At 44.5% G+C, this 16,579-nt stretch carries 14 protein-coding genes; 8 read left to right on the forward strand and 6 right to left on the reverse strand.

What is annotated here, in order from left to right; genetic code table 11:
- Nucleotides 1-197 precede the first annotated feature (197 nt).
- Nucleotides 198-977 (forward strand): sugar phosphate isomerase/epimerase, encoded by a 780-nt coding sequence (locus tag TCA2_RS21585; protein WP_047913676.1) that lies wholly within the window; start codon nt 198-200, stop codon nt 975-977.
- Between the two features lie 63 nt (nt 978-1,040).
- Nucleotides 1,041-2,060 (forward strand): Gfo/Idh/MocA family protein, encoded by a 1,020-nt coding sequence (locus TCA2_RS21590; RefSeq protein ID WP_047913677.1) that lies wholly within the window; start codon nt 1,041-1,043, stop codon nt 2,058-2,060.
- A gap of 65 nt (nt 2,061-2,125) precedes the next feature.
- Here the strand turns inward: TCA2_RS21590 and TCA2_RS21595 are convergent, their stop codons facing one another.
- The 3 genes from TCA2_RS21595 to TCA2_RS21605 all read right to left on the reverse strand — a co-directional run bounded on the left by TCA2_RS21595 (nt 2,126) and on the right by TCA2_RS21605 (nt 5,797).
- The gene (locus tag TCA2_RS21595) at nt 2,126-3,571 is read right to left on the reverse strand and encodes an SLC13 family permease (protein WP_238546476.1); all 1,446 of its coding nucleotides are present in this window, start codon (nt 3,569-3,571) and stop codon (nt 2,126-2,128) included.
- The gene (locus tag TCA2_RS21600; protein WP_047913678.1) at nt 3,568-4,749 is read right to left on the reverse strand and encodes a glycerate kinase; all 1,182 of its coding nucleotides are present in this window, start codon (nt 4,747-4,749) and stop codon (nt 3,568-3,570) included. Before TCA2_RS21600 ends, TCA2_RS21595 begins: the two co-directional genes overlap by 4 nt.
- A 277-nt stretch (nt 4,750-5,026) precedes the next feature.
- A complete protein-coding gene (locus tag TCA2_RS21605; protein ID WP_047913679.1) occupies nt 5,027-5,797 on the reverse strand; it encodes an SDR family NAD(P)-dependent oxidoreductase in 771 nt (256 codons plus the stop codon).
- A 171-nt stretch (nt 5,798-5,968) separates the two neighbouring features.
- Between TCA2_RS21605 and TCA2_RS21610 the strand changes: the two genes are divergently transcribed.
- Complete coding sequence (locus tag TCA2_RS21610; RefSeq protein ID WP_047913680.1) at nt 5,969-6,556, forward strand: TetR/AcrR family transcriptional regulator; 588 nt, start codon at nt 5,969-5,971, stop codon at nt 6,554-6,556.
- 121 nt (nt 6,557-6,677) lie between these two features.
- On the opposite strand, the gene TCA2_RS21615 is transcribed toward TCA2_RS21610, so the two are convergent.
- Complete coding sequence (locus TCA2_RS21615) at nt 6,678-7,601, reverse strand: transcriptional regulator (protein ID WP_047913681.1); 924 nt, start codon at nt 7,599-7,601, stop codon at nt 6,678-6,680.
- A gap of 260 nt (nt 7,602-7,861) precedes the next feature.
- Here TCA2_RS21615 and TCA2_RS21620 point away from each other — a divergent pair, with 260 nt between their 5' ends.
- The 4 genes from TCA2_RS21620 to TCA2_RS21635 all read left to right on the forward strand — a co-directional run bounded on the left by TCA2_RS21620 (nt 7,862) and on the right by TCA2_RS21635 (nt 12,238).
- The gene (locus TCA2_RS21620; RefSeq protein WP_047913682.1) at nt 7,862-8,836 is read left to right on the forward strand and encodes a family 43 glycosylhydrolase; all 975 of its coding nucleotides are present in this window, start codon (nt 7,862-7,864) and stop codon (nt 8,834-8,836) included.
- A 267-nt stretch (nt 8,837-9,103) separates the two neighbouring features.
- Nucleotides 9,104-10,345 carry an extracellular solute-binding protein gene (locus TCA2_RS21625; protein WP_047913683.1) on the forward strand — a complete coding sequence of 414 codons (1,242 nt, stop codon included), beginning with the start codon at nt 9,104-9,106 and terminating at the stop codon, nt 10,343-10,345.
- Nucleotides 10,346-10,484: 139 nt separating this feature from the next.
- A complete protein-coding gene (locus TCA2_RS21630) occupies nt 10,485-11,360 on the forward strand; it encodes a carbohydrate ABC transporter permease (protein ID WP_047913684.1) in 876 nt (291 codons plus the stop codon).
- Between the two features lie 32 nt (nt 11,361-11,392).
- Complete coding sequence (locus tag TCA2_RS21635; protein WP_047913685.1) at nt 11,393-12,238, forward strand: carbohydrate ABC transporter permease; 846 nt, start codon at nt 11,393-11,395, stop codon at nt 12,236-12,238.
- Nucleotides 12,239-12,343: 105 nt separating this feature from the next.
- Here TCA2_RS21635 and TCA2_RS21640 read toward each other — a convergent pair whose 3' ends face one another.
- A complete protein-coding gene (locus TCA2_RS21640; RefSeq protein WP_238546477.1) occupies nt 12,344-12,637 on the reverse strand; it encodes a hypothetical protein in 294 nt (97 codons plus the stop codon).
- 276 nt (nt 12,638-12,913) lie between these two features.
- Nucleotides 12,914-14,623 carry an alpha-glucosidase gene (locus TCA2_RS21645; protein ID WP_047913687.1) on the reverse strand — a complete coding sequence of 570 codons (1,710 nt, stop codon included), beginning with the start codon at nt 14,621-14,623 and terminating at the stop codon, nt 12,914-12,916.
- A 223-nt stretch (nt 14,624-14,846) separates the two neighbouring features.
- Here TCA2_RS21645 and TCA2_RS21650 point away from each other — a divergent pair, with 223 nt between their 5' ends.
- Nucleotides 14,847-16,565, forward strand: coding sequence for a spore germination protein (locus TCA2_RS21650; RefSeq protein WP_047913688.1), 1,719 nt, complete (start codon nt 14,847-14,849; stop codon nt 16,563-16,565).
- Nucleotides 16,566-16,579 lie beyond the last annotated feature (14 nt).

Genomic DNA, 16,579 nt, shown 5'->3' on the forward strand with positions numbered 1-16,579 from the left:
TATTGGATATGTTCATTTTAGCCCAATTCGACTTACAATGTAACTAGTTCGATTCAAACGAATGTCGGTGACCCGGATTTACGAAAGGGTTTTAGTAAACACCCCAGTTTGGATGCGAACCATTGTAAAAATTAGCGATTTAGTGCATATGCAGATGTTTAAGTTATTTATCCTACGACAGAAAGAGGTAATAGATCATGAGAAAGATCAATATCGGGCTACAGCTGTACACACTTCGTGATGAAACCGCAGCAGATTTCAAAGGAACACTTAAGAAAGTAGCTGACCTTGGATACGAAGGTGTTGAATTTGCCGGTTATGGTGACATTCCTGCAGAAGAAATGAAAGCGCTTTTGGACGGTCTCGGTCTTAAGGGCTTCAGCAGTCATGTGTCCCTTCATGCGATGCGTGCTGACCTGCAGAAGGAGATTGATTATCTCAAAACCATCGGTGCTGAGTATATGATATGCCCATTCCTCATGCCGGAGGACCGCCCGGAAACGGCGGAAGGCTGGACAGCATTGTTCACTGAGCTTGAGCAGATTGGTAAAGAGGCTCGTAAGCAAGGCTTGATCTTCGGATATCATAATCATGATTTCGAATTCCATGGCACGGTTGGAGACAGCAATGCCTTTGATGCCATGTTCGCCGAGACTTCCCCTGAGGCGGTTCAAGTTGAGATGGACGTATGCTGGGTACAATTCGCAGGTCAAGATCCAATCGAGTACATTGGTAAATATACAGACCGCCTGCCATTGCTGCATCTGAAGGATTTCTCCAAGGACGAGCAGGGTCAAATGAAGACTCTTGAGCTGGGACAAGGCTCTGTTAATCTGCCAGCTGTTATTGAAGCAGCGGATCAAGCAGGAGTAGAGTGGCTGATTGTAGAACAGGATGTATGTCAGAACCCACCGCTTCAGAGCATTGAGAACAGCTACAATTGGGTAAAAGAGAACTATCTTAGTAAATTGAGCTAATTGCTCAATTCTGTCTTTTCAATCAACTACTAAACTTACTAAATTCACTAAAGGAGATCCAACATGACAAAAATCAAAGTTGCCGTATTCGGCTGTGGTGCTATTGCTGAGCGTAGACATATTCCAGAGTATGCGGCGAATGAACAAGTAGAGCTCGTTGCATTTGCAGATCCGATTATTGAGCGTGCAGAGAAAATGGCAGAGACTTACGGCGGTAAAGGCTATGCGAGCTATGAAGAGCTGCTTGCAAATGAAGAAGTGGATGCGGTAAGCGTCTGCACACCGAACTATCTGCATGCTTCTATGGCGATTGCAGCAGCTAATGCTGGCAAACATGTGCTTGTCGAGAAACCGATGGCTTGCACAGCTGAAGAAGGCGAGCAAATGATTGAAGCGGCGAAGAAGAATGGTGTGTTCCTGATGGTAGGACACAACCAGCGTCTCATGCCGCCTCACGTGAAGGCCAAGGAACTGCTTGAGTCCGGTAAGCTTGGTAAAGTCCTTACTTTCCGTACTTCTTTTGGTCATCCAGGTCCGGAAGCATGGAGTGTAGACGGCGCTGGCAGCTGGTTCTTCCGTAAGGAAGAAGCAATTATGGGCGCGATGGGCGACCTGGGCGTACACAAATCAGACTTTATTCGTTACCTGTTGAACGATGAGGTATCCGAAGTTGCCGGCTTTATCAGCACATTGCATAAGGAAGGCACGGAAGTGGACGACAACGCTACCTGTATCCTGCGTATGAAGAGCGGAGCAGTAGGCACATTGGTAGCCAGCTGGACCCAGTACAAGGGCGGGGACAACAGTACCGTATTGTGGTGCGAGAACGGCGTGATGAAGATCGGAACAGTTAACGGTGATGAGGTTATTGTTGAACTGACCAATGGTACGGTTGAGACGTACAAAGTTGGTGCCATGGCTACGAATGAAAAACAAGTACCAAGTGGTGTTATCGATGCCTTTGTTGAATCCATCGCTACCAATACGCCGCCTTCTATCTCTGGAGAAGAAGGACTGAAATCTCTGAATGTCATTCTTGCAGCGTTTGAATCGCAGAAGACAGGTCAAATTATCAAGCTGTAACAGAATTAATGTAGTAATTTAAGACTCCTGCAGTTAAACCTGCAGGAGTTTTTTTTACTGCTATATCAGAGACTCAGTCCAGTCCACTGCCAATACGTAAAGTAAAACAGCATCATGATCAGAATATAGATCGGCATGAGGAACAGACTGATTCTCAAGAGCTGACGGGCATCGTAGGAGGCTTCATTTTCCTCGTAAAATAAGAGGAGTGCCTTCGAGCTTACTGGAAAGGTAACGCAGTAGTTCAGACCAACGAGACTTAGAAAAACCGTCGCTGCCGGATTCAGTCCCATACTCTCACTAAACATCAGTAGGCCAGGAATAAAGACGATTGCGCGTGTCGTATGTGATGTAATGTATAAATGGCTTGTGACCGTAACCAGGAGGATCATAAGAACGATGAGCCACTCTGGAGCATCTGCAATTAGATGAAGGGTATGCATCATTCTGTGCTCGATCCAGCCAATCACTCCGGTATCCATCAACACCTGTCCGAGTGCAGTTGCACAGGCAACGAACATGATCAAGCTTAGCGAGACGGATTTCATTCCCTCCTTCCAGCCAATAACTCCGTATTTTGGCATCATAACGAACAGGGCACCAGCCATCGTAACAAAGGCGATATCGAAGCCGTGAATGCTTTCCGTTACCCAGCCGATGATTAAGAGGGGAATGAGGATTAGCATCTTTTTTTCTTTATCATTAAAAGGCTGTACCGCCTTGTCATAATCCTCCTGAGTCTGCTGACTTGGATTCTCTTCTTGAATGATATCCTTCGGCCACAGAACCCACTCAATAATACAAACTGTACAGGCTGTAATGACAAGGGTAAATGGAACTCCCCAGACAAACCACTGAGTGTAGGATATCGACTGATCTGTGGTGCTCTCCAGCAAACCGATTCCAATGAGATGAGAGCCTGCTCCGATCAGCGTAGCGGAGGTACTCATTAAAATAACAACGGGGGCCAGGACAGCGAGTACTTTTTGTTCTTTATTAGAAAATGAACCTCCCAGCTGCTGAAGGATCGGCAAGGATAGTGCTGCTCTTCCTGAAGTCGAAGGGATGAAGAATGCAGTGACTGCAAAGAGGCAGCTTAACCTATACAGAACACCACCCTTATTACTGGAGTGTTTCAGTATAAGGTTAGTCCATCTTGCCGTCATACCTGAATTCTTCGCCGCTGCGCCAATAATAAAGGAGCCGGCCATGAGCCACACGACTTCTTCTGCAAGTGAATGGTACAGTAATTCGGGTTCAGCCGCATTCAATATAATGACAAACATCGTATGAGACAGGGCGATGAATCCAGCAGGTATCTTGGTTGTAATCCATAAGATCATGGCAGACAAGAAGACGAATAGAGCAGCCTTTCCTTCGTAATCCAAGCCATTCATAAACAGGATGACAATTAGCATGATTAGGTGTATACCGCAGGAGATGCGTGACTTAGGGGATGCTTGGATCCATGCGAGAGTATTCGTAAGCTTACGCTCTATTGTAGAGATCATCGCCCGCCTCGTTCACGATATTTTTTGTGTGCAATCCCTAAGCCAATCGTAACCTGTCTTAATACGCATTCCGTGCTGTCCTCGATCCATTTTGGTGCTTTTCTCATGGCCTCTTCCATCGATACAGGTCTTGGAATAATGCTGCTGTAGGCATCTATTCCCGCCTGATAATTAAGGGCTGCTCCCTTGCCGATCGTCCCAGTGAGGGCGATGACGGGAATGTTATTCTTCTTAGCGATTCGGGCTACTTCTGAAGGGATCTTACCATTTGGCGTTTGGAAATCAAGACTGCCTTCTGCCGTCAGCACGACATCTGCATGTGCAATTTTTTCTTCGATCTGGATATAGTCCTTGATAATACTGAATCTGGGGTGAAGTCGTGCACCCGTAAATGCAAGCAGTCCTGCCTCTAATCCTCCTGAGGCGCCTCCACCGGGAGTTTTACGAACATCCGTCTCTACAGCTTCCTGGATGAGACAAGCATAATGCTCAAGTGCGTTGGATAGTATATCGATCTGTTCAGGAGTCGCGCCTTTCTGAGGTCCGAACACCCGGGCAACGCCCTGATCTCCGCACAGGATATTATTCCAATTACAGGCGACATCGATTGATACGTCATGAATTCTAGCATCCAGGGCAGAGGTGGATATCGAGCTTACCTTTAACAAGTCTTCTCCGCCATGAACATGGATCGCTTCACCAGCTTGATCTAAGAACTGTACACCGAGTGCCTCGGCCATACCCGCTCCTCCATCCGAGGTACCGGAGTCTCCGCAGCCTATGAGGATATGGTCCACGTTCAGGTCGAGTGCGCCACGGATTAACTCCCCTACACCAAATGTCGTCGTCTTCAAAGGGTTACGCTGTGTACGGGGAACTAGCCGTAAACCGCAGACTGCAGCCATCTCTATGACAGCTGTCCGTTTACCGTTTTGCTCATAAACTCCAAAATAGCTGTCTATTCGCTCACCTACAGGACCGGTTACATGTTGTGTTATTAGTTTCCCTCCTTTCAGATTAACAATCGTTTTCGCAAAACCTTCACCTCCATCAATCATAGGGATCACGTCCATTTGAATCGAAGGGTCGAATCGCTTAACCCCGCGCTTCATGGCGCTCGCGACCTCTTCGGCATCGAGACATTCCTTAAAGCCCGACGGTACAATGACAATTTTCATTTATAATTCCTCCAATGAAGAACATTTTTGTACTTCAGGATTTGTGTAAAATCCTTGTTAAATAATGTACATTTCGTAAATGAGAGATCCATGAGAGGAGCATTAGAAATGAGATAGAAATAGGAAGGAAAATGAGAAGAGGGTCATTATAATAAGAGACAAGCTGCCAATTACCATAAATTATTTTACCGATTCTGAGGCTGGTTTTTGATATACTGTATATTTGGAAACAAATAAAAGAACCGAAGAGATTCTCTTCGGTTCCTGTACTTGATGATTAACGGGAGGTATAACCTGCATCCGCGTGAATGGTCGTACCCGTAATATAGGAAGCCGCATCAGATGCCAGCCATAGACTGGCCTGAGCGATTTCACCCGGTTGTCCAAAACGATTAAGCAGGCTCAGCTGAGGCGCATATTCTTCTTCAGTGAACCCGAATTGTTCTAATGCACCACGAAGCATAGGTGTGTCGATCGCACCAGGAGCTACCGAGTTTACTCGGATATTTTGAGCGCCGTATTCCAGTGCAGCTACTTTGGTCATGCCCACTACACCGTGCTTGGCTGCAACGTAAGCGATATTGTTCGGCTGAGGACGGTAACCGCTTACGGATGAAATGTTGATGATGGAACCGCCATTTCCTTGTTTTACGAGCTGTTGCAGTTCATACTTCATGCACAGGGCAGCGCCTTTAAGGTCGACGGCCATTAAGCGATCCCAATAAGCTTCATCAAATTCAGCCGCCGGTTTGTCGTCAGGTGTAAGTGCTGCGTTGTTGACTGCAACATCAAGCTTGCCATAAGTATCAACCGTAAACTTAACCATGGCCTGTACTTGCTCCGAATTAGAAACGTCAACTTTGACGAAGGCTGCTTCGCCGCCGTCTGCTTTGATGGACTCGGCTACAGCATGTCCTTTTTCTTCGTTAAAATCTGCAATGACGACCTTTGCTTTGGCTTCAGCAAATAGTCTGGCTGTGGCTTCGCCCATGCCCATAGCGGCACCTGTGACGATGGCTACTTTACCTTCTAATACAGGGAATGTCATATATATGCCTCCTAGTAATCGCTTTATTTTCTCTTCGTCTTCACTATATATGGAGAATTTGTGACTATCAATGAACAGTCATTCCTAGTGTGTTTGTTACTGTACAAATCCATACTCTTTGTATAGTGTGATTTTCAAATCATGTATTTATAAGAACCGAGGTGCCATACCATGACGGGAATAGATAAGCGTGTCCAGCGCTCGAAGGATGCGATCAAACAAACTTGTCTGGACCTATTGTTCCACAAACCGTTTGACCAGATTACAATTTCTGAAATTGTGCGTATTGCGAATTATAATCGAGGAACCTTTTACGCCAATTTCGAAACGAAGGAAGATCTGCTTGAGGAAATAATTAAAGATGTCCTTGAAGAGATGGTTCATCAGATAAGGCATCCTTACAAATCCGATATAAAAGTGAATCTCCATGAAATGCCAATCGAGAATATTACCTTGTTCTCGTACTTCAAACACAATGCAAAACTGTACAAAATGCTGCTGAGTGACCATATCCGGGTGGATTTTCGTTATCGTATGGCGAAGGCCATCGAGGAGCTGTTTATTATGGAATATGTTTATGAGCTGGATGAAGGGACCCATGTGGATCCGAAGTGGCTGTACATTTTCCGGGCACACGGTATAGCTGGATTTATCATTCGCTGGATCGAAGAGGGATTCAAGGAATCTCCGGATTATATGTCTGAGCAGATTGTAGAGTTGATGCTTGTATCAACCAAGACCTTTTATGTGAAAAAGTAAATGGATGTCATCTGATATCGTGCAGACGTAAGAAGACATAAAAAAAGACATCGAGCTCTGCATGGTAAATGCACAGTCTATCGATGTCTTTCTGCTTAAAGAAAAGCCAATCTAAAATTGATTATTCCGGTTTCTCACTATTCGTGGTGTAGTACAGACGGAAGATGATGTCTTGATTATGATTACCGAAGCCGGAGCCAAACAATGTGACACCGCCAATATGTTCAGCATCTTCTTTGACAGCAATACGGAAGGACCAATAGCTGTTACGGATGCCGATATCATCAATCGTGACGTCCGACAACTTGATGCCGTCCATGAATGTGCCTTCTTTTTTTATAATGAGATGCTTCAGTAAGCCGTACTGATTTACACTTTCAAACCACCAAGGCGGGTTCAGCTTGCCTTTGCCCCCAAAATCTCCAGGGCTTGTCCACATCCCTACCTCGACACCATTCACAATAAATGTAATATCAGATGGCCAATGATTATTGGTCAGCGGAGCTTCAGAAGAGATCTCCATTGATATTTCCAATTCTTCAGGAACCTCGTCGCCCATCAGATAGTTTGGAATTTTATACTCGACATAACCTTGTCCGAACCACAATATTTTGGCATTGAGACGATCCGGATCGAGAAAATAGCGTGGATCATCAAAAATGCCAATGACGGAGTCCCGGGTGCATATTCCGCAGGTAGGCTGGATCTGTACATCAGTAAAGTGACCAATGGATATTTCGGTCTTACGAATCTCTCTCGGAATGACATCCTTGATCGGGAATGCGATTTCAAGATTGTCCATACTGAGGGAGCATACCTTCTGGGCGGCACCGCCCTTGCCAGGAGCCATCGTTGATTCGATGATTCCGGCCTTCTCCAGTTTCTTTACATGCATAGTCATAATCGCACTGCTAAGCCCTAGCGCTTCTGCTAGTTCTTTAATGTTCATTGATTTCTGTGACAAGAGATGAACGATTTGAATCCGTACATTACTGGAGATCGCCTCAAATATATGCAAATTCTGTTCAGTTAAATCAATTCTCAATGTTATTCCTCCGAACGGCGATGATTTATTAATGTATATGTAAATCATACATGTAGAACTTTATAATATATGATTCTCCGCACGTTCACAAGGTATTATTCGACTAAATAAGAGAAGATTAAGGAAAATATAAATGAATAATGAAAATGTAATTGACAGGGGAAACAATTCATTCTAATATTTAGGTAAATTAATGAATGTATATATGAATTAATAAACAAATGTGTAAATCAATTCGATGAGACAGGAGATTGACATCCATGGGAAATGAAATTCAATTTGTTAACCCTATTATACCTCAACGGGCTGATCCTTGGGTATACAAACATTCAGATGGCTATTATTATTTTACAGGCTCCGTTCCGGAATATGACAGAATCGAAGTTCGCAGAGCGAAGACGATTCAGGAACTGGGAGAGGCCGAGCCGGTTGTAGTGTGGCGCAAATATGATGAAGGTATGATGAGCGCAAATATATGGGCTCCCGAAATTCACTTCATAGATAATAAGTGGTATATCTACTTTGCCGCAGCCAGAACAACAGAGACGGTGGAAGGGCTGTTTGATCATCGGATGTTTGTCTTGGAGAATGCTTCAGAGAATCCATTAGAAGGCGAATGGACGGAGAAGGGCCAGATCAAGACGAAGTGGGAATCCTTTGCACTGGATGCTACGTCTTTTGAACACAAAGGTAAGCGCTATCTCGTGTGGGCTCAGAAGGATCCTGATATTGTCGGGAACTCCAATCTTTATATAGCTGAGATGGAGAATCCATGGACTCTTAAAGGAGAACAGGTTATGATTGCCGAGCCGACTCATGATTGGGAGAAGATCGGATTCCTCGTAAATGAAGGGGCTGCTGTGTTACATAGAAATGGCAAAATTATCATCTCCTTCTCAGCGAGTGCTACAGACTATAATTATGCTATGGGACTGATGTACGCAGATGAGGACAGCGATCTTCTGTCGCCGGACAGCTGGACTAAGCTGCCTGATCCTGTATTTGTTACCAATGAAGAGACAGGACAATACGGACCGGGGCATAACAGCTTCACTGTTTCTCCGGACGGGTCTCAGGATATCATCATTTATCATGCAAGAAACTATAAAGAGGTTGAAGGCGATCCATTGTACGATCCGAACCGTCATGCACGTGCCCAAGTATTCGGCTGGAACGAAGACGGGCTTCCGGACTTTGGTGTTCCTGTTCCCGATGGTGGGGTTGTAAGCCGCTAAATCAGCGGCTTACAAATAAATTTGCGTGTAATGGATAAAAGTGGTTGACAATGAAAGCGCTATGAATTATGCTATGTTTACAAAAACATTAATCATTAACATAAATGTTATTAATGTTTTTATGCCTGTAAGGGAGCACTCCTAGGCAAGCTCCTCCGCAGCAGATCAGCAACCTTGAAAGTTAAAGTAAAAGGCAGCCCATGATTTAAATCTTTGAATACGGTTTCATGAAAACATTGATTTTGAAAAGCACTGGGGGGTTCTTAAATGAATCGTAAAAAAGGTCTTTTGACAATCGTTTCTATGCTTCTGATGGTTATCGTTCTTGCTGGCTGCAGCAGTGACGATAAGAACACAATTACTTTTTGGACACCGTTAACTGGTGAAGACGGAGCTTATATGGATCAGCTCGTTAAAGAATATAATGCGACTGAACCAGAAATGAAAGTAAAACATGTAATTACCTCTGATATGTATACGAAATTATCCACAGTAATTAACTCCGGTAAAGGAATTCCAGATTTGGCGATTATCCATGCAGACCGCGTACCTGGTTATGTGAAGCAGAATGTACTTGAGCCAATGACAGGCATCCTGTCCGCACAGCCTGAAATTAACGAAAACAACTATCTGCCTCAAGCATGGTCAACAGGTACGATCGATGGAACGCAATACACAGTTCCTCTGGATATCCACGCGAACGTAATGTACTACAATAAGGATCTGCTTGCGAAGTACGGTGCAGAATCCTTCCTTGATGATAACAATGTAACAGTAGAAGAAATCCTGTCTCTCCAAGGGAAAATGGAAGAGGGAGATTATGTCGTCAATGATGCACTTCTGGGTTGGGCTATGCTCGGACAGCTGCAGAACTTAGGCGGCGATGTACAACAAGATGGTCAACCGGCCGTAAATACACCTGAGATGAAACAAGCGTATGAGTCCGTTAAGCAAATTGCAGATGCAGGCCTGATGACTCCGTTTGGTGAAGATGGTTACCTGATGTTCCAGTCCGGCAACGTTCTGTTCTCCACAGATGGAACTTGGAGTTCAACCGCTCACGCTGGTGTGGAAGGCTTGAACTTCGGTGTGACGAATGTATACTCTGCAAGCCCTGATAAATTTACAAACCGTTCTTCTTCCCACTTGTTCGCGATGCTGACTAATGAAGCAAGAACAGATGAGAAGGAAGCAGGAATCGGCAGCTTCCTGGAGTTCATTCGCCAGAACTCCATTGAGTGGGCCAAAGCAGGACAGATCGTAGCAAGTAAGCAAGTATTTGAAAGTCCTGAATACCAGGATTATATGCAATCCTTCTTTACAACAGACGAGAAGCAAATTGAATCTCTGTACATCTACACTTATGAATATTATCCATATGTAGCTGAAGTCGTAGATAAGTACTCTAATGATATCATTCGAGGCAACGTAGATATGGATGAAACCTTACAGACGATGCAAAAAGAAGTCGAGGATAAAATTGCTCAAGGCAGCACCGGGGCTCAGTAAAACAAACGACTAAACAAGAATATATAGGATGAACTGAAGATGACTCAGGGTTCAACATTCATCTTTAGTTCATCGATTTAGTACAAAGTAATGTGCCATTTATGGCACATTACTTTTCCAAAAGGAGAATTGAAAGGCTATGAAGAAGAGATCCTTTGCCCCTGTTTTCTTTGTTGGGCCCCATCTTATACTATTTCTGATCTTTATTCTGATACCGACGATCTACGGTATTTATGCTTCGTTTACTCAGTGGAATTTAATCAATGACCCGGTTTGGGTTGGTCTTGATAACTATAAAACGATTCTTTTTGATAGTGAATCTACGTTTAATTATCAATTTTACAATGGTTTGAAGAATACACTGCTCTTTGTTCTTTTAAGTGTTCCGATCTTGATCGTAATCCCTCTGATGATTGCTGTGGCACTGGAGCATAAAAAAGTGAAATTGAAGGGAACTATTCAATCGATCATTTATATTCCAGGCCTCATTTCTATTTCTGCAGCTGCACTGATCTGGTCACTCATATTTAATAAGCAGTTAGGTGTTACCGGTAATGTATTCGGATCGGATACGGTCTGGGCTACAAATCAGCCGTATGCTTGGATTATTATCATTGTCATTACCGTTTGGGGCGGAGTTGGAGGTAACATGATTATCTACCGTGCCTCTATTAATGGTGTTTCCAAGGATTTGTACGAAGCTGCTGAGATGGACGGGGCAGGTTCTGTTCGCAGATTTTTCAGCATTACATTGCCGTCTATTCGTTTCCCGCTTATTTATACCTTTGTTATGACAACTGCCGGCTCCTTTAACGTATTTGGTCAGCCGCTCATGATGACTGACGGCGGACCGCAGCAGAGCACACACGTACTTATGATGTACATCAGACAACTCGCATTCGGTTCAGGTGAATCCTTGGCTGGTATGGCATCTGCTATGGCAGTGCTGCTGGGTCTCGTTATTTTGGTTATTTCGGCATTGCAATATTATGTAATGAACCGAAATGCGAACTAGGAAGTGGATACGGAAGGGGCAGATGGTTCAAAATGAAAAAGAAAATCAATATTTCGAAATATATATCGTACCTATTTCTTATAGCGATTTGTGTCATTTGGGCGATTCCTGTTCTATTTGGGATTACGACATCGTTTCGTTCCCAGACGGAAGTGGTTTCGACCGGCTTCAGATTGCTGCCGGTTGACTGGGACTTCAATAACTATGTGACCATATTGGAGAATACGTCTACTGCTCCGATCTTGCGCTGGTTAATGAATTCTTTGTTTATTGCGATTTCGCACACAGCACTCGTTATTGTCATTATCTCGATCACAGGTTATGGCTATACACGTATGAACTTTAAGGGAAGAGACGCTTTGTTCTTTACCTTACTCGGGATTTCGTTCTTCCCAGCGGTTGTAAACCTGATTCCTTCTTACAAGATCATTGAAACACTTGGCTGGGTAAATACGGCATGGGCGATGATTATTCCGGGTCTTGCCGGTATGGGGAACATCTTCTTGGTAAGACAGTTTATGAAGGGCATTCCACACGACCTTGATGAATCTGCTCGCGTGGACGGAGCCGGTGATTTCAGAATTTATTTCTCTGTCATACTGCCGTTGGTTAAACCGGTACTGGTCGTTTGCGGCTTGTTCTCATTCATCGGTTCCTGGAATGACTTCCTATGGCCGGTTATCGTATACACGGATGTTGAGAAAATGCCGATTACGGCAGGCTTGCTCTTGCTTCAAGATATTTATGGTAACTATCGCCTGATTGGACAACTCATGGGATCTGCAATGCTTGCAATTATTCCTACACTAATACTATTTATCTTTGCACAGAAATACTTTATGCAGTCCATTAACCTGAACTCAGGTATTAAAGGTTGATTGAGAAGACTGCTGAATAGGACACCGTTCAAGTCCGATTCAAAGTCCAAGCGAAAAGAAGCCTTCTCCATAACGGAGAAGGCTTCTTTTCGCTTGATCTATATATTATCCCAGATAGATATCTCTTGGAGCACATTCTTTTATCGTCTGCTGGTTAACCCGGTGCTCCTCGATGTAGGAGTCAATAATATGCCCTAATTTCTTTACAATTTCTTTCTTGGTTTGATGTATGTAATTCTCAGAACAGAACGCCGAGCAGACGATGGTCCCATTCGCATAAGATTTAGTATCCATGGTGATCGTATTTAGTTTCTCCTTATATAATCTTTTGACAGGTCCGTTCTCTTCCCGGATTTCGTAATAACGGTTTGTCTCAATAAGCAGCTTCCAGGGAATCACAAGCAGTTTGAATTGATCGTTTTTTTAACTCAGCAGATATTTTATAGATTTGAATTGGTGCGCTCATCGTGGATTAAAACCTCCTTATATCGGAACAAGACCCTTTTTATATGATTTGTAACAAAGACTATTAATATGGAAATTATATCATCTGAAAGGATCATATCCCAATGTAATATATGGTAATCTACGGTTTTCTATATGAGCTGTTACAACGTCGAAAGCAGCCCAATCCGAAAACTAAGAGCTGCTCTCGTACTCATCAGTTGGAGGGAATCAGTGAAGTGAAGGTGCCAGCACAATAGCCTCATACGGCTTCAGAACACCACTCTTGAGATCAATTATTTCATTCGGTTCTTTGTAATTCCCTATAAGCAGGCGGGGATCCGAGAGTCGTTCTATATCATTCGAATCAAGGGAGTAAGCTGCTTCTTCCTCTGAGAAGTTAAGCAGAACGAGCCAAGTCTGATCCTCAAATAAACGCAGATACGCAAAAACTTGAGGATGATCGGTTAGAATTGCCTTATACTCTCCGTAGGTGAGTGCAGCATGGTTTTTACGAATATTAATAAGCTGTCGATAGTAGTTTAATACGGAATAGGGATCTGATTCCTGTTCCTTGACATTAACCTCCTTGTAATTTGGGTTTACTGGGAGCCAAGGCTCGCCGGTAGTAAATCCAGCATGAATGCTCTCGTCCCATTGCATAGGGGTCCGTGCATGATCTCTTGCTTTTCTTCGAATTCGCTGCATGATCTTCTCTTCATCTTCCCCTCGTTCATTGACCATGACATCGTAATAGGCAATTGCCTGCTGCTCTTTGATATCATCAATCGAATGAAGCTTAGGATTGTTGGTCATCCCGAGCTCATCACCTTGCAGCATAAAAGGGGTTCCTTTTAACGTATACAGCATGGTACCGATCATTTTGGCGGATTGGACCCTGTACTTACCCGGGTGGCCAAAGGTATTGACCAGCCGGGGCTGATCATGATTGCTGAAGTAAAGTCCGAACCATCCGCCGGGGTCGCCGACGTTTTTTTGCCATTTCTGCATGACCTCCCGCAACTCGTCAAGTGTCCATTCTTTTTGTTTAAATTCATCTTCTGGAAGATTACCGAGCGTAGTAGCTTCAGGAGAGATGACCATGGACAATTCTTTGCGATCCGGGTGTGTATAGTCGAGTACATCCTGCTCACTGATATAGGACATTTCACCCGCAGTGAAAATATCGTAATGAGAGAACACTTTCTCATGCATTTCCTGCAAATAATCGTGAATATTCGGTCCATTCTTAATGAAGGGCTCACCGTTCGATTGCAGTCTCGATAGATTCGAGTCAGGGAAGGTTTGATCCTTGGAGATTGCATTCACTGCATCGATACGAAATCCGTCAATGCCTTTATCCAGCCAGAATCGCATCATCTTATACATGCTTTCGCGCAGATCAGGATTGTCCCAATTCAGATCCGGCTGAGTCGAGTTATAGAGGTGCATGTAATATTCCTCATTCTCTTCATCAAAGGTCCAGGCAGACTTGCCAAGATAAGAGGTCCAGTTGTTAGGAGGGCCGCCGTCTGCTCCGGCAGGTCTCCAAATGTAGTAATTCCGGTAACGACTATGCTTGTTAGAGCGTGATTCTCTGAACCAGGGATGCTGATCGGAAGTATGGTTTAAGACCAGATCCATGAGAAGTCCCATCTCTCTGTTGTGAACCTCCTCCAGCAGCAGATCAAAATCACTCATCGTTCCGTATTCAGGCTGGATCGCATAATAGTCGGTAATGTCATAGCCATGATCAATGTCCGGCGATTTGTAAATGGGATTCAGCCAAAGGGCGGTTACTCCTAAACTCTGCAAATAATCTAGCTTGGAAATAATTCCAGGCAGATCTCCGATCCCATCCCCGTTACTATCTTTAAAGCTGCGCGGATAAATTTCATATATGATGTTTTGCTTCCAGGCTTTTTTGTACTTGATATGCATGAAATACCCCTTTCCAATTCAATTGAGTATTGCATAGAGTTAATACCCGAAAATGAACAGGGAAAATCGTCAATGGTACGCCGGCAGATTTGTAAGCAATGGCTGGTCTTTTGGATGGATGTCTAGAGTGAGCGTCATCTTCCAATTAAAGAATGATTATGAGGGTTTGGGGTTAAAATACAATCGATCCTATACAATCCATCACAGCAGGGAGTTTTTTAAATTGTGGGAAACCCTATTATCCTATTTCCCTGACGGGGGAATGTGGATCCAGGCAGCTGTCGTATTCGTCCTTCCGGTTGTAATGATGAAGGCTGCTGCTGACCTTAATCGTTATGTGAAAGCAACGAACCGGAGCAAGAAGGCGAACACCTCCTCCGGTCAAGTAAGCAGTTCTCCCGAACAAGACAACAGTTCCGGTCAGAGTAAAGAAGCTGAACAGACAGAGCAGGAATCCAGTCAGCCGCTCACGGGGAACTACGATTCAGATATGCAGCTGATACAAAAGAGCATCGGCGACAATTCTGACGTGCATATCAGGGAATTTGTCATTAAGGGCTTGAACAATCGAGCTGCCATTATCTATGTAGATGGTCTGACGGATCCTGATCTGATCAACACCCATGTCCTTGCTCCGCTGATGAGAGAGGGAATACCCCAAGATGAAGCAGAGAAACTTCATTCGAGTGAGGATTTGGAGAAATATTTGCAGCAGCAGCAGCTTCCGGTCATCGGAATGATGGAATCTAAACAGCTCGGTATAACCGTGGAGAAGATGCTGGCAGGCTATGCGGGTTTGCTCGTTGACGGAGCTTGTGGCGTGATGATTGTAGGCTCCCCCAAAGGCAAGCAGCGAAGTGCGGAGGAGCCTTTGTCAGAGGCTCTGCTTCGTGGTCCGAGAGTCGGCTTCACGGAAAAATTGAATGATAACACAGCACTTCTGCGGCTGCATGGTCGAAATAGCAGTCTCCAAATTACCCAGCTCGAAGTAGGAAATCGTGTGAAGAAGGATATTGTCATCGCTTATATGAACGATATTGCCGATTCGCAGCTGGTAGAAGAAGTTCAGAAACGAATTGAACAAATCAGCATTGATGACCCGCTCGAATCGGGATATATTGAGCAGCTGATTGAAGATAACTGGCTCAGCCCCTTTCAACAGACCCAAAACACCGAAAGGCCGGACAGAGTCATTGGTGCTCTATTGGAGGGACGTGTCGCTATTCTTCTGGATGGAACTCCCTTTGCCTTAATCGTACCTGTATCCTTCAGCATGCTGCTGCAGTCACCAGAGGATTATTATGAACGCTGGGTTTGGGGAACCTTCATCCGGCTCATTCGCTATTTGGCTGCTCTCATCGCTTTGCTTGGACCTGCGATGTATATCTCTTTTATATCGTTCCATCCGGGGCTTATTCCTACCAAGCTGGCACTCACCATTATTAATACAAGGGCTGGTGTTCCCTTTCCTTCGATCATCGAAGCACTGATTATGGAGGTCGCTATTGAGATTCTAAGAGAAGCAGGAATAAGACTGCCTAAGCCGGTCGGACCCGCGATGGGTATCGTTGGCGGTCTCATTATCGGGGAAGCAGCCGTCCAGGCGGGCATTGTCAGTCCGTTTCTGGTCATCATCGTAGCAGTAACGGCAATATCCTCCTTCTCTATTCCGATGTATAGTGCCGGCATTATCATCCGAGTGCTCCGTTTTGGAGCCATGTTCAGCGCAGCGCTATTCGGACTATTTGGGGTCATTATGTTCTTTTTGCTGCTATGTAGTCATCTTGTAAGACTCAAGAGCTTTGGTGTTCCATATACCGCTCCGATGATCTCCTACAAGCCATCCGACTGGAAGGACTTTATCGTTCGAGCTCCCATGTTCATGATGAGCAAGAGGCCCAGCACGACGAGGGGCAAGGACCGGGATCGCATGAAATCATAAACTTTGGCAAATAG

The organism is Paenibacillus sp. TCA20 (genome assembly GCF_000732325.1).
Classification (GTDB): domain Bacteria; phylum Bacillota; class Bacilli; order Paenibacillales; family Paenibacillaceae; genus Paenibacillus; species Paenibacillus urinalis.

Coding starts and splice junctions, on each gene's coding strand:
- TCA2_RS21610 (WP_047913680.1), top strand. CDS start 5,969: ATGACGGGAATAGATAAGCGTGTCCAGCGCTCGAAGGATGCGATCAAA.
- TCA2_RS21600 (WP_047913678.1), bottom strand. CDS start 4,749: ATGAAAATTGTCATTGTACCGTCGGGCTTTAAGGAATGTCTCGATGCC.
- TCA2_RS21645 (WP_047913687.1), bottom strand. CDS start 14,623: ATGCATATCAAGTACAAAAAAGCCTGGAAGCAAAACATCATATATGAA.
- TCA2_RS21635 (WP_047913685.1), top strand. CDS start 11,393: ATGAAAAAGAAAATCAATATTTCGAAATATATATCGTACCTATTTCTT.
- TCA2_RS21605 (WP_047913679.1), bottom strand. CDS start 5,797: ATGACATTCCCTGTATTAGAAGGTAAAGTAGCCATCGTCACAGGTGCC.
- TCA2_RS21595 (WP_238546476.1), bottom strand. CDS start 3,571: ATGATCTCTACAATAGAGCGTAAGCTTACGAATACTCTCGCATGGATC.
- TCA2_RS21620 (WP_047913682.1), top strand. CDS start 7,862: ATGGGAAATGAAATTCAATTTGTTAACCCTATTATACCTCAACGGGCT.
- TCA2_RS21590 (WP_047913677.1), top strand. CDS start 1,041: ATGACAAAAATCAAAGTTGCCGTATTCGGCTGTGGTGCTATTGCTGAG.
- TCA2_RS21625 (WP_047913683.1), top strand. CDS start 9,104: ATGAATCGTAAAAAAGGTCTTTTGACAATCGTTTCTATGCTTCTGATG.
- TCA2_RS21630 (WP_047913684.1), top strand. CDS start 10,485: ATGAAGAAGAGATCCTTTGCCCCTGTTTTCTTTGTTGGGCCCCATCTT.
- TCA2_RS21585 (WP_047913676.1), top strand. CDS start 198: ATGAGAAAGATCAATATCGGGCTACAGCTGTACACACTTCGTGATGAA.